We start from the raw sequence: 11909 nt of genomic DNA on the forward strand, positions 1-11909 counted from the left end.
GGTGACGCCCTTGAGGGTGAAATCGCCATCGACCAGATAGTTGTCCCCGTCGGCGCGCACCGCAGTCGATACGAACGCCGCGGTCGGAAACTGCTCGACGTCGAAGAAATCGGGGACCTTGATATGCGCGTCACGCTGCTCGTTGCCGGTGTCGATGGAGTTGACGTCGATTTCGGCGCTGACGGATGGGGTGCCATCGTCGCCGATGGTGATGGCGCCGCTGAACGAGTCGAATCTGCCGTAGATCTTGCCGACCATCAGATGGCGCACCGAAAAGTTGATCGAGGAGTGCACTGGGTCGATCGCCCAGGTTCCGGCGCTGAGCTGCTGGGTGCCCGCGGCTGCGGTCATGTTGATTCTCCTTAACGTCGCCAATCAATACTCCAGCCTAACCGGACTCCAGTCCGGATTATTTCCTCGGGTCCGGACGCTGGTTGTGGGACCCGCGTCCAGGGTTGGCATTCCGATGACGCTATCTTGAATCGGCCGAGGCGATTTCAAAAGCATTTCTGACGTGATAAGGCCGCGCTGTGGGTTTGTCCGGTATAGATCACAGGCCCGCCCGCCCGGCTATGCTGCGCCCAACATGGGCAATATCGCACTGACGGGGGTCGGCATCGTCGCGCTGGCCTGCGCGGCACCCGCGAGCGCCGATCCCACTCTCGGACACGACGCGAAAGTGAATACCCAGACGCCACCGATGCTCTGCGAGATCGGATCCGACGACGCCACACCGGGGATCGGTCCCAATGTCATCTGCCAGGGAAGTTTCGCGCAGGCTGCCCCAGACGACGATCAGGCCTACGTCACCGCGTCGGGCCAGTTCACCTACCGAAGCGCCAACATCGGGGTGGGCTACGGCCACGCCCCGTTCGACACCCTCGTCGCCGGTCAGACCTATCACATCCAGGGCTGGACCATTGTGGCCGGCGATGAGGGCATCCGCTTCACCCAGGACGACACCGGCCACGGCATGTTCATTGCCGGCGATACCACCGTCAACCCGTTCTGATCCGGGAAGCGAAATGAAAGAAATCGCCGCTGCAACACTGGCGATAGCCGCGCTGACGTTCGCGCCGGGCGCCGCCGCGGACGTACCGGGGATAGCCCCGTTCACCGGGTCCTGGCAGGCCCACGCGTCGGGACTCACCATCAACAACGACGGGTCCGGTCGGCTGACGTATACCGACATCTCCGCCTGCCCCAGCGCGTGTTCCGGGCGCGACGACTATGCCGATGCACCCGTGGCCACGGTCGACTTCACGCTGCGAACCGTCTCGGGCGACATCGCCGCTGGGAGCGTCAACGCGACCTCCAATCCGAGCAAGGACACGGTGGGCGAGCCGGTGACGATCAAGCTCGTTACCGGCATCGGTGACCCGTTCACCGGGCCACCGGCGTCCGTGTCGGGCAACAACGGTGTGGCCCTCCAGGTCAGCATGGGTGCGATGCAGGACTGGAATTTCTGCAACGACACCACCCACAACTACTGCGGCGCCTAGCAGTCGAGCAGCATAGCTCAAAACGCCTCGAAAGCCGTTGTGACTCAGAGGTATTCGCGGAAGTGCTCAAGCACTTCGTCGATCTTGGCGAAGCCGCCGAGGTGGCTCTCGCCGGAGCGCACGGTGAGCTCGGCGTCTTGCAGGCGCGCGACGGCAGCCTCCACGCCGGCGATGGGAACGACGTGGTCGACGTCGCCGTGCCACCACCGCACGGGCACCTTGACATCTGCCAACCGGAAACCCCAGTCCCGCCCCAGCAAACGGGCATCATCGACCATGGCCAGGCAGCGACCCCGGAAGGCATTGACCATGTCGTCGACGAAGATCGCCTCGATTTCCGGGTCGTTGAGCACCCGTTGGTCATCCTCGGGCCACATGCTGGCGTAAACGCCGTAGGCGTAGTGCGCGAAGGGAATCAGCGGCGCCAGCAGCGCGGTGCTGAGCACTGCCAACGGCCGGCGCAGCTGCGTCAGCACAGGGTTGAAGCGGCGAGCAACGTCGGTGACACCGCCATCGATGGCCTCGGGACCGACCGCCGGCACAGTGCCGTCGAGCACGGCCACCGCGGCCACCCGAGCAACCAGCGGTGGCAGCGCGCCGCAAGCCAGCGCGAACGGGCCTCCGCCGGACAAGCCCACCACGCCGAGCCGCTCGGCTTCGAGCGCGTCGGCCACCTGCGCGATGTCGGCGACCCAGTCGGTCACTGCCGCGTAGCGGTGAGAATCGGATAGCCCGGTCCCCGGCCGCTCGACGATGATGACCCGAAGGCCGAGGTTTTCGGCGGCACGCCGTCCCAGCATCGGGAATTGGCGGCGGGCTCCCAGAGTGCTGTGGAACCACAGCACCACCGGACCGGACGGGTCACCGAATTCCGCGTAGCCGAGCCGGCGCCCATCGGCGAGAGGGAATTGGCCTTCGGCGCGCGGCTTTTCGACGCGCGGTACTCGCGGAGGATGGCGCAGCGGGTTGCTCAGCTTCATTGGAAGTCAGAGTGTAGGCCAGCAACCTGCGAGTATCGGGGCACTGATGGCCGGTTCTCCGCGGTGTTGGATCGATATTCCCTTGTGGTTCATCGCCGCTTTGTCGGGTAGATGATTCACCAGTGTCCGTGATGGACGACCTCGTCGAAGGGCCGCCGGTTCGGTTTGCGAATGGGCTTGAGTGGGCGATCAGCCGGATAGCCGACGCCGAGCATGTACGCCACCAGGTAGCCGTCGGGGACGCCGAGGATGGCGCGTGCCTTCTCCTGATCCCCCACCGACGAATGGCCGGTGCCGATGCCGAGGTCGGTGGCCGCGATCATCATCGCCATCGTGGCCTGGCCGACGTCGTATTGGTCGGTCACCTTCCGGCGTTCATCGGGCGGCTCGGGGATCACGAAGGCGACCGCGGCCGCGGCCCCTGCGATGTGGCCGGCGCCCTGCCACACCGTGGACAGTTCCTGCAGCTGCTGCCGGTCGGTGACGATCACGAAGTCCCACGCCTGGCGGTTCTTCGCTGACGGCGCCCGCCATCCGGCCTCGGCGATACGGTTCAGGTCGTCGTCCGACACCGGCTCTGACTTGTACTGGCGCACATTGCGCCGGGCAGTAATCGCATCCCAGGTTTCCATCTCGTCCTTCCGTCCCGCTGTCATCGACCATGCTGCCTTTCGCCACCGACTAACGGCCACCAAACTTCGCTCGGCCGCCAGCCGTGTGGCTCGGCCTTCTTTGCTGATAGTGCGTTCGGCGTCATTAGCTGCGACGTATACTCGCCCCTTCCAGCGGCAAATCAGTGCTGCCTGCTGGAGAATGTGAAATGGCCGTATTTATTAGCTATTCGAGCAGGGACAGGCAGGCGGTCGAAAGCATCGTCCGCGCCCTGCAGAGAGCCCGCGAGTCCGTCTGGCTCGATCGCGAGATCGGGCCCGGCGAGCAGTGGTGGCGCGAGATCCTCGGCCAGATTCGCGATTGCGAGGTGTTTATCACCGCGTTGTCCGAGAACTGGGAACAGTCCAGGGCATACCGGTCGGAGCTGGAGTATGCCCAAGCCCTACGACTCCCGATCATTCCCGTGCAGATCGGTCCGCTGAAAAGCATGGTGGTGAACCGGGTAGGCCATCTGCAGATCATCGATTATCGCGTTCCGACCTCCGATACCGGCATCACGCTGACCACCGAGGTGCGGCTGAAACGGGAGCGACGGCGGCCGCTGGCTTCGCCGTTGCCTCCGGAACCGCCGGTGCACTTCCAATACCTGATGCGGTTCAATAGCCAGCTCGACCAATCGCTGGGACCACGAGACCAAGAAACGATTCTCAACGAGCTACGGAGAGATCTCTACGTCGACGGTCGCGACGAGGTCGCGCGAAAGGGCATCACCCTGCTCTTAGGCAGGCTGCGCGAGCACCACGACGTGACCGCCCTGATTCAGCAGCAAGTGGATGCACTCTTGGGATCGGCTGTCACACAGCCTATTTCCCGGTTCGAGATGACACAGAGGGAGAGCATCGGTCCCGCGCCGGAGAAGACCGAACCCGCGCCAACGCCATCTCGTCGGTCTCGTTGGCAGCCCAACCAGCGGGCGACGTGGGCTGGTGCCGCCTTGATTGTCGCCGTCATCGTTTGCGTTCTCGCATATGTGCTTTGGCCGGCAGGCACGCAGGTCATTCCCCCGCCGGGGACTGAGACATCGGCATCGTGCCACATGCCCGACGCCGGCACCGGGCCCTATTCGCACTGGAGCATCGGCGCCAACACCAGTTGTGGTTTCGGCCTGAACGTGGCGACCAGCGTGAACCACCTCAATCAACAGACGGGTAACCTGACCGGACGTTTTGAACTCGCCGACGTACAAAGCGCGGCGACGGGTCGCAAGTACCCCATGGCGTGCGTGCTTGACCGCAAGCTGGTGACGTGCACCGGAGGAAATCCGACCGCCACGGTTTACATCTGGTAACTACGCTCGCCGCCACTCTGGTACACGCGTACGACAAGCACTCGCAACCGAGGCACGGCGAACGCCGCGTACTCCGAGCCGGGTTTACGACTGACACGGTATCCGCGCCGGTTTTAGCTGACTCGTTTGTCGCGACATCGTCCCGGCGACCGCGGCCGTATGTCGGGCGTACTGGCGTCGTGCCGCGTCCAATCCGCCCCCGCGCAAAATTGCTGCTGTGTAAGGGCTATGAACAAGTTTCAGCAAGCGGTGCTCCCCGGTCGCGGGAAGCCCTAAAGAGGGTGCGTAAGTTCGGTCCATGGCGGTCAAGCGCTGGTTCGCTAATTCCAGCAGTCGCAGCGCCGGACCCGGCCCGCCGCTGGCGCGCGAATTTTATGGCTCAATCTCGCATGATCGAAGTCACGTAGAGGTTAGATTGTCGGCGGGATTCGGCACCCACAATTGTCAAAGCCGGGCTTTTTTGGAGCAGGATATGCGCGTTCAGATTCGGGTGCTCGCCGTCGCGTCAGTGATTGGGGCCGCGGTTTTGGGTGCCATGCCAGCCGTCGCCACGAGCGGGCTGACTAATGCTCTGGCTGGTTGTGGCGCAGGCTACTACGAGAACTCGGATGGGCAATGCATCCCCGACCCTTCGTCGGGTCTTCCACCCGCCGGTGCCCCCGGCCTCGTGGGCGGCGGTGCACCGCCGCCAGGAGCTACCGCGATTTGCCGAGACGGCGAGTACTCCTTCAGCACCCACCACTCAGGTACCTGCTCGCGACACGACGGCGTACGACAGTGGCTGGCGAACTGACGCTGATCAATGTCAGATATGGAACGCGGGATCTACGAGGTTCTTCTTACCGACTCAATTCGTACTGAACTTCGCTCACTCGACGGACATCTCACGAAAGACACTCGGCCGCTGCATACCACCGAGGCTGCGGACCGAATCGCGTTGCACCTCAGCCGACATCTTCAGCAGTCTCTGGAGTCCATCGGGGATAGTGAGCGCGTTCGGGCGGGCATCGAGGTGGCACGCGATTTGATCGCACGGCTCGCCGAGATAGTCAAATCGGACAACTCCGAGTCGCCAATCGAGCCGGGTGAGGTCCTGCACGCGATCCTCGAGCGGCGGCCGGACGGAAGACCAGAACGGATTGCTGAACCCCTGATCCCTCTGCTTGATACGACCCTCCTTACCAACGCGCCCGGTGAGCCCGGTCTGCTTCACCAACTCGATGCCGAGATCGGGTCCGCGGACGCTATCGACGTTGTCATGGCCTTCATTCGGCGTAGCGGCATAAACCCGCTACTGTCATCGCTTCGCCGCCACTGTGAGAGCGGCAAGCCGCTCCGAATCCTCACAACCATCTACACGGGTTCCACCGAGAAACAGGCCCTCGAACAGCTCAAAGAAATTGGCGCTCAGATACGCATCTCATACGACGTCAGCACGACCCGTCTACACGCCAAGGCGTGGACCTTCCACCGCCGCTCCGGTTTCTCAACGGCCTACGTGGGCTCGTCGAACCTCACCCACTCTGCCCAGCTCACCGGCCTTGAGTGGAATGTTCGGACTTCTTCGGCCCGCAACCCGGACGTTCTGAGTAAGTTTGAGGCGGTCTTTGAAAGTTATTGGCAAAACGCCGACTTCGTCGAGTATGACGCCAGTCAATTCGACACAGAGAGTCAGCGCGCCGGCCGCACTGACGCCCAGCCCACAGTAATCCTTAGCCCCATCGAGCTTCGCCTGGAACCGTTCCAAGAGCGTCTCCTCGAGCGACTCGCGCTCTCGCGCGACCGCGGTCACCATAGAAACCTGCTCGTCGCCGCTACTGGCACCGGCAAGACCGTGATGGCTGCCGTCGACTATGCCCGCCTGCGCGACGATCTGTCGCGATCTCGACTGCTCTTCGTTGCCCACCGCAACGAAATTCTCGACCAAAGCCTCGCAACATTCCGTTACGCGTTGCGGGACGCTTCCTTTGGGGAGAAATGGATCAGCGGGTCGCGGCCAGAACGTTTCGACCACGTATTTGCTTCAATCCAAAGCCTCAACGCCGCGAGCCTGGAACACCTCGCGTCCGATCATTTCGACGTCGTGATCGTCGACGAGTTCCACCATGCGGCGGCGCCGTCTTACCGCAAGCTGCTCGACCATGTGCAGCCGCGCGAACTGCTCGGCCTAACCGCCACACCGGAACGAAGCGATGATCTCTCGATTCTCCATTGGTTCGACAACCGGATCGCCGCGGAGCTCAGATTGTGGGACGCAATCGACCAGCAGCGGCTTTGCCCCTTCATGTACTTCGGAATCCATGACGGGCTCGACTTCACCGAGATTCCGTGGCGACGCGGGCAGGGCTACGACGTGCAAGCCTTGAGCAATCTGTATACGAGCACCGACGCGTGGGCTCGCACCGTGCTGCAGGAAATGATCCGATTTGCAGACGATCCTGCCTCGATGCGGGCTCTCGGTTTCTGCGTCAGCATCGAGCATGCCCAGTTCATGGCGGCGCACTTCAATAAGCACAGTGTTCCAGCCATCGCCGTCTGGGGAAGTAGCCCACGGACTGACCGTGTTGCAGCGCTGCGCGACCTCGCGGCCGGCAAGGTGAAAGTCGTTTTCTCAGTGGACCTTTTCAACGAGGGTGTCGATGTTCCAACCGTCGACACCTTGCTTATGCTGCGGCCCACTGAGAGCCCGACGCTGTTTCTCCAGCAGCTTGGGCGCGGACTGCGCAGATCCAAGGATAAGAATTTCTGCACGGTCTTGGACTTTGTCGGCACCCACCGCCGCGAGTTCCGCTTCGACCGCCGTTACCGTGCCCTGCTGGGTGGCACTCGTAGGGACATCGAAAAGGCTGTGGAGCAAGGCTTTCCGTTTTTGCCTGCGGGCTGTTACATGCACCTGGATGGAAAAGCGTCCGAAGTCGTATTACGTAGCCTTCGTGACGCAATTCCGTCTCGGTGGCCGGCACGGGTAGAAGAACTGCGAGTCGTCCATGACAAGTACCCGGATGTGACCCTCTCCAAGTACTTAGAGGAGTCCGGACTCGACTTGCCTGACGTGTACGACGGGACCCGCGTCTGGTCAGACTTGTGCGAGGCAGCAGGAGTGTCTACCGCGCCACCTGGGCCACAAGAGACCCCACTGCGTAAAGCCGTTGGGCGCCTGCTCCACATCGACGACGATGAACGGATCGCCACCTATCGGGAGCTCCTTGAGGCGTCAACCCCCGTGGACGTGTCGACACTTCCCGAGCGTAAACGCCGCCTGTTGCGAATGCTGGTTGCCAGTTTGGGAGACCAAGTATTGACCAAGGAGCAGTCGCTCCAAGCAGCCGTCAACCTGGTGTGGTCGCATCCGCAAGTCTGTGTTGAACTTTCTCAACTGCTGGTCGAGCTTGACGACCGAGTCGACCATCTGCACGGGAGACTCCATCATCATCCCGATGTGCCGCTGCAGATACACGCCCGTTACTCCCGCATCGAAATCCTGGCCGCCTTCGGCATCGGGGAATCCGGAAGCGTCGGCGAGTGGCGAGAAGGTGTCTACGACGCCAAGAGCGCGAACGCTGATTTGCTGGCCTTCACACTCGACAAGAGCAGCGGCAAGTTCTCGCCGACTACCCGCTACCGTGACTATGCCATCAATCCCTCGCTCATCCACTGGGAGAGCCAATCGATGGTCCGCGCCGACAGCAAAACCGGTGTGCGCTACCGCAATCATGAACGAACCGGCCGCTCGATCATGTTGTTCACGCGTTTGCGCGCCGACGACCGCGCGTTCTGGTTCCTCGGTCCAGCCACCTATCGCAGTCATGTCGGCGAGAAACCGATGGCCATTACCTGGGAACTAGCTGCGCCCCTGCCCGGCGATCTCTATCAGTCGTTCGCGGCCGCGGTCGCCTAACCGAGCTTGCATTTAAGCTAACGAAAACAGCGCCGACAACGCAGCGCACCATCCACCGTCCCGTTTGACCGTCACCCCGGACCGGCCCCACCGAACGACGGCGGCGCGGAGGACTCTGCAGTGCCCCAGACCTTATTGGGGACGGACGAGAGCGAGAACGTGACGTCTCCGCCGTTGTGGATGATCGACTCCGGCAGAAGCGTGTGATCCGTGGGCTTGCCGTCGATGCTCAGGCTGTTGATGTACTTCATGCCGTTCGATACGCCCGGGGCGGAGATCCTGATGGATTTGCCTGCGGGCAGCGCGATCTCGACGCGGTCGAACAGCGGTGTGTTCACCGTGAGGATAGGAGTTCCGGGCGTGATCGGGTACAGGCCGAGGGCGGCCCAGACATACCAGCTGGACAGCGCGCCGAGGTCGTCGTTGCCGGGCTCGCCGGCGGGCGTGGGACCGAACAATTCCGTGCGCACCTTGTCGACGGTCTGCTGGGTCTTCCACGGTTGACCGACATAGTTGTACAGCCACGGCACCGCAAAGCCGGGCTCGTTCCCGATCCACAGATGGGGCTTGTCGGGGCCCGCATTGAGCTCCGTGGTGAACCGGTCCAGCCGGTCGGCCACTGCCTGGCGTCCGCCGAGCGCGGTCACCAGTCCGGCGATGTTCTGCGGCACCAACCAGAGGTACTGCTCGGCGTTGCCCTCGTCGAATCCGTCCTGCCCGAAATCCGAGGTTGGCCCGGAAAACCCAGAGCCGGTGAGGAAAATACCGTCGGCGCTGCGCGGCGCAATGGAACCGGTGGCCGGATTGAATACATGCTGCCAATATGGGGCCCGGGTCCGGAACTCGGCGGCGATCACGACCTCGTCCAGCGCGTCGGCGAATCGGGAGATGGCGAAGTCGTCGACCGACCACTCCAGCGTGGTTGAGGCGCCGTCGATCCCGTGATCGCCGCGGAACTCGTCGGTCTGCGGCGCGTATCCGTGCTGCAGGTAGGTGGCGATGCCCGGCCGCTCCACGTAGCCGCCCCGCCCCACACCGCCCTCGGTCCCCGCCTTCCGCATGTAGAACAGCGCCTTTTTGACGTCAAAGTCCTTGGCGCCGAACATGTAGAGGTTGACGATCAGCGGTACTACGCTGTCGCCGGTCATCTCGCCGGTCGCCGAATTCGCCAGCGCCCAACGCGGAAGCGATCCGCTCTGCTCGGCGTCGTTCACCAGCGATTGGGCCATGTCGCTGGCCCGCTCGGGATAAAGCAGTGCCTGCAGGGCGGCAAGGCAGCGGTAGCTGTCCCAGTCGGAGAAGTTGGCGTACTGGGTGTGCCCCTTGGCCACGGTGTGGATGCCGCCATCGAATCCGAGGTAGCGTCCGTCTGTGTCGTTAAAAGTGTTGGGGTGCAACAAAGATCGGTAGAGGGAGGTGTAGATGGTTTGCAACTCGCTGGTATTGGTGCCGGCGACCCGTATGCGCGACAGCGCGCCGTTCCATTCGGCCGCTGCGGCGGAACGGACGTCGTCGAAGCTCTTTCCGCCCTCGCCGGCGAGGTTCGCTCGCGCTGCGTCGACACTGATGTAGGACAGCGCGGTCCGCACCTCGAGCACCGAGCCGGCCGGGAATTCCACGTATCCCCCGCTCGAAGCCGAATCCGCTCGGCGGGCGTTGGCGAACACCGACTTGCCGTCCCAGGTTCCGTAGGAGGTGAACGGCCGGCTGAACTTCATCGCGAAATACACCCGGTACGAGGTGTTCTTCAGGCAGAATCCGCGCGTGGTCGCCGATCCGGTGATCGTGGTGTTGTCGCCGCCGATGTCGATGGTCGCGGCCGAGTTGCCCGCCAGCGACCCGCCGGGGCGCACGTGGAACAGGGCGGGCTTACCGTTGCGCGGGTAGCGAAACCGGCCGACGCCGGTGCGGGTGGTGGCGGTCAGTTCGGCGCTCACGCCGGTGTCGGGGAACCGCACGGTGTAGGAGCCGGGCGCGCCCATCTCGGTGTTGTCGTGGGCGATCTTCTCCCAGGCGCTCCAGGGTTCCGCGCCGATCGGGGTGGTGGTGGGCAGCATCGGGATGTCGCCGAACGCGGGGCAGCCCACCGAGGCGTGGGTCAGGCTGAATCCACGCACGCGCTCGTTGTCGTGGTGGTAGCCGTTGTAGGCGTCGGTGGTGTCCGGCGAATACTGCACCATCCCGAACGGCACGGCGGCGCCGGGGAAGTTGTTGATCTGTCCACCCGTCGCGCTCGACCCGGTCCCGATGAGCGTGTCGACGTAGCGGGCCGGGTCGGTGACGAACGGAGGCGGGTCGGCGCGCGCCGCGAGCGGAGCGCCGGTCAACATCACGCAGCCCACCGCCATCACCAGCGCGGCGAAAGCCCTTCGTAACGGCATCGCTGTCCATCTTGCAGGGTCACCACGTCCAGGTCTGGATTTGCGCACTAACCGCGGCTGGGATGCGGTAGTCGCCTGTTGCGCAACAGTCCACGCTTGTCAAACGAACAATGGTTGGTTCTGTCGGGGTCCTCTCTTATCCTGGAATCGCTCACGAGCGGACGGCTGTTCGGGTACCTGGCCCGCCGTCCCGGCAACCGCGCCTCCACTGCACGGTGCCCCAGGGGAAGAGCCGGCACGCGACGCGTGCAAGTGGTGGACGCCCGAGGGCGGCGTCGCCTGAAGGGCGAACAATGAACGACAGGAAACTGAGTGCAGCCGATAGTGCACTGCGCCAACGCATCACAAAGTTGTCGGTCCATATCCCGTGTGGTGGACTCCGCGGCCCGCGAGGGGCGAGGTGGCAATCCTGCCGGGACGAGGACTCTCCCGAGCAGTGGGAGGGGTGCGACGTCTCGCACGAAACGGACCTGTGCATCGTCTGCTTCAAAGGAACGGCCGGTGGCACGAGCCGCTGGTCATGGCTCGCGTGCAAGGACTGCCTCGCGGTCAACAACGCACTCGAGTCGGCATGGGGTTATCGGCCGTTGGCGCTCGGCCGACACAGCCTTATGAACGGAATCGGCGTCCGCGGTGACGCTCCGCCCGAGGTTCAGGAGCGGCAGCTCGCCCGGCTCGTGGAGTTTGCGCGCGGCGACCGCCTGCGCGAGTGGCGCACACAGGAGTACCGGCGGTTGGCCGATGTATTCGATCCGCTGTCCGACGTGCCGCTGACGGTTTGGCAGGCACGGCACAGCCCTAACCGTCCCGCATCGGTGGACGCCTTCGAGCGGCTGCTGGGAACAACCCTGCCCGAGCGGACGCGGTCGATGCGCGACGGAACCCACAATTCGTCTTCGTAAGCCACCAGATTCGGTGGCCGACCCGCGCAACCGTCTGGCTGAACGGCAGCAGCGGCGGAAGGCGCTATTTCACGTCTTCGGCGTTCCCCGAAAAGGACCTCAGTTGTGGGCTGCCCACCTCACGGCGGTCGCTGGTCGCGATGAAGTCCTCGATCAGCTCGACCACCTCGTTGGGTGCCTCCACCTGGGCGAAGTGACCGACATCGGGCAGCAGCTCAAGTCTGGCGTCCGTGCGCGCTTCGTGCGCGGCGTGCGCGTGGTGGACGGGAATGATGTTGTCCCGCTC

10 protein-coding genes, 1 pseudogene and 1 riboswitch are annotated in these 11909 nt (G+C 63.7%); of the genes and pseudogenes, 6 read left to right on the forward strand and 5 right to left on the reverse strand.

Annotated features, from left to right (window positions below):
- On the reverse strand, positions 1-351 hold a 351-nt coding region (locus WB785_RS16475), incomplete at its 3' end, for a YceI family protein (protein WP_424080386.1).
- A 235-nt stretch (positions 352-586) separates the two neighbouring features.
- Between WB785_RS16475 and WB785_RS16480 the strand changes: the two genes are divergently transcribed.
- Both WB785_RS16480 and WB785_RS16485 read left to right on the forward strand, forming a co-directional pair.
- Positions 587-1012 carry a hypothetical protein gene (locus tag WB785_RS16480; RefSeq protein WP_424080387.1) on the forward strand — a complete coding sequence of 142 codons (426 nt, stop codon included), beginning with the start codon at positions 587-589 and terminating at the stop codon, positions 1010-1012.
- Positions 1013-1025: 13 nt separating this feature from the next.
- Entirely contained in the window at positions 1026-1502 is a 477-nt protein-coding gene (locus tag WB785_RS16485) for a hypothetical protein (protein WP_424080388.1), read from the forward strand.
- 44 nt (positions 1503-1546) lie between these two features.
- On the opposite strand, the gene WB785_RS16490 is transcribed toward WB785_RS16485, so the two are convergent.
- Both WB785_RS16490 and WB785_RS16495 read right to left on the reverse strand, forming a co-directional pair.
- Positions 1547-2482, reverse strand: coding sequence for an alpha/beta fold hydrolase (locus WB785_RS16490; protein ID WP_424080389.1), 936 nt, complete (start codon positions 2480-2482; stop codon positions 1547-1549).
- A gap of 116 nt (positions 2483-2598) precedes the next feature.
- The gene (locus WB785_RS16495; protein ID WP_424080395.1) at positions 2599-3114 is read right to left on the reverse strand and encodes a nitroreductase family protein; all 516 of its coding nucleotides are present in this window, start codon (positions 3112-3114) and stop codon (positions 2599-2601) included.
- 188 nt (positions 3115-3302) lie between these two features.
- Between WB785_RS16495 and WB785_RS16500 the strand changes: the two genes are divergently transcribed.
- The 3 genes from WB785_RS16500 to WB785_RS16510 all read left to right on the forward strand — a co-directional run bounded on the left by WB785_RS16500 (position 3303) and on the right by WB785_RS16510 (position 8340).
- Positions 3303-4442: a toll/interleukin-1 receptor domain-containing protein gene (locus tag WB785_RS16500; RefSeq protein WP_424080390.1), complete on the forward strand. Its 1140-nt coding sequence runs from the start codon at positions 3303-3305 to the stop codon at positions 4440-4442.
- 472 nt (positions 4443-4914) lie between these two features.
- Complete coding sequence (locus WB785_RS16505) at positions 4915-5235, forward strand: DUF3761 domain-containing protein (protein WP_424080391.1); 321 nt, start codon at positions 4915-4917, stop codon at positions 5233-5235.
- A gap of 18 nt (positions 5236-5253) precedes the next feature.
- Complete coding sequence (locus tag WB785_RS16510) at positions 5254-8340, forward strand: DUF3427 domain-containing protein (protein WP_424080392.1); 3087 nt, start codon at positions 5254-5256, stop codon at positions 8338-8340.
- Between the two features lie 89 nt (positions 8341-8429).
- On the opposite strand, the pseudogene WB785_RS16515 reads toward WB785_RS16510, so the two are convergent.
- Positions 8430-10721 (reverse strand): annotated as a pseudogene (locus WB785_RS16515) (GH92 family glycosyl hydrolase); the annotation flags it as partial.
- 149 nt (positions 10722-10870) lie between these two features.
- Positions 10871-10982, forward strand: a riboswitch (SAM riboswitch).
- A gap of 350 nt (positions 10983-11332) precedes the next feature.
- Here WB785_RS16515 and WB785_RS16520 point away from each other — a divergent pair.
- On the forward strand, positions 11333-11623 hold the full coding sequence (locus WB785_RS16520; protein WP_424080393.1) for a hypothetical protein: 291 nt from the start codon (positions 11333-11335) through the stop codon (positions 11621-11623).
- Between the two features lie 64 nt (positions 11624-11687).
- Here WB785_RS16520 and WB785_RS16525 read toward each other — a convergent pair.
- Positions 11688-11909: alpha/beta fold hydrolase (locus WB785_RS16525; RefSeq protein ID WP_424080394.1), on the reverse strand; the 222-nt coding region annotated here is incomplete at its 5' end.

It is taken from the genome of Mycobacterium sp. (assembly GCF_049585075.1).
In the GTDB taxonomy this organism is placed as follows: Bacteria; Actinomycetota; Actinomycetes; order Mycobacteriales; family Mycobacteriaceae; genus Mycobacterium.

What these genes read in the sequence shown, in the direction of transcription:
- WB785_RS16480 (WP_424080387.1), top strand. Translation starts at nt 587, where the DNA reads ATGGGCAATATCGCACTGACGGGGGTCGGCATCGTCGCGCTGGCCTGC.
- WB785_RS16485 (WP_424080388.1), top strand. Translation starts at nt 1,026, where the DNA reads ATGAAAGAAATCGCCGCTGCAACACTGGCGATAGCCGCGCTGACGTTC.
- WB785_RS16490 (WP_424080389.1), bottom strand. Translation starts at nt 2,482, where the DNA reads ATGAAGCTGAGCAACCCGCTGCGCCATCCTCCGCGAGTACCGCGCGTC.
- WB785_RS16495 (WP_424080395.1), bottom strand. Translation starts at nt 3,114, where the DNA reads ATGGAAACCTGGGATGCGATTACTGCCCGGCGCAATGTGCGCCAGTAC.
- WB785_RS16500 (WP_424080390.1), top strand. Translation starts at nt 3,303, where the DNA reads ATGGCCGTATTTATTAGCTATTCGAGCAGGGACAGGCAGGCGGTCGAA.
- WB785_RS16505 (WP_424080391.1), top strand. Translation starts at nt 4,915, where the DNA reads ATGCGCGTTCAGATTCGGGTGCTCGCCGTCGCGTCAGTGATTGGGGCC.
- WB785_RS16510 (WP_424080392.1), top strand. Translation starts at nt 5,254, where the DNA reads ATGGAACGCGGGATCTACGAGGTTCTTCTTACCGACTCAATTCGTACT.
- WB785_RS16520 (WP_424080393.1), top strand. Translation starts at nt 11,333, where the DNA reads ATGAACGGAATCGGCGTCCGCGGTGACGCTCCGCCCGAGGTTCAGGAG.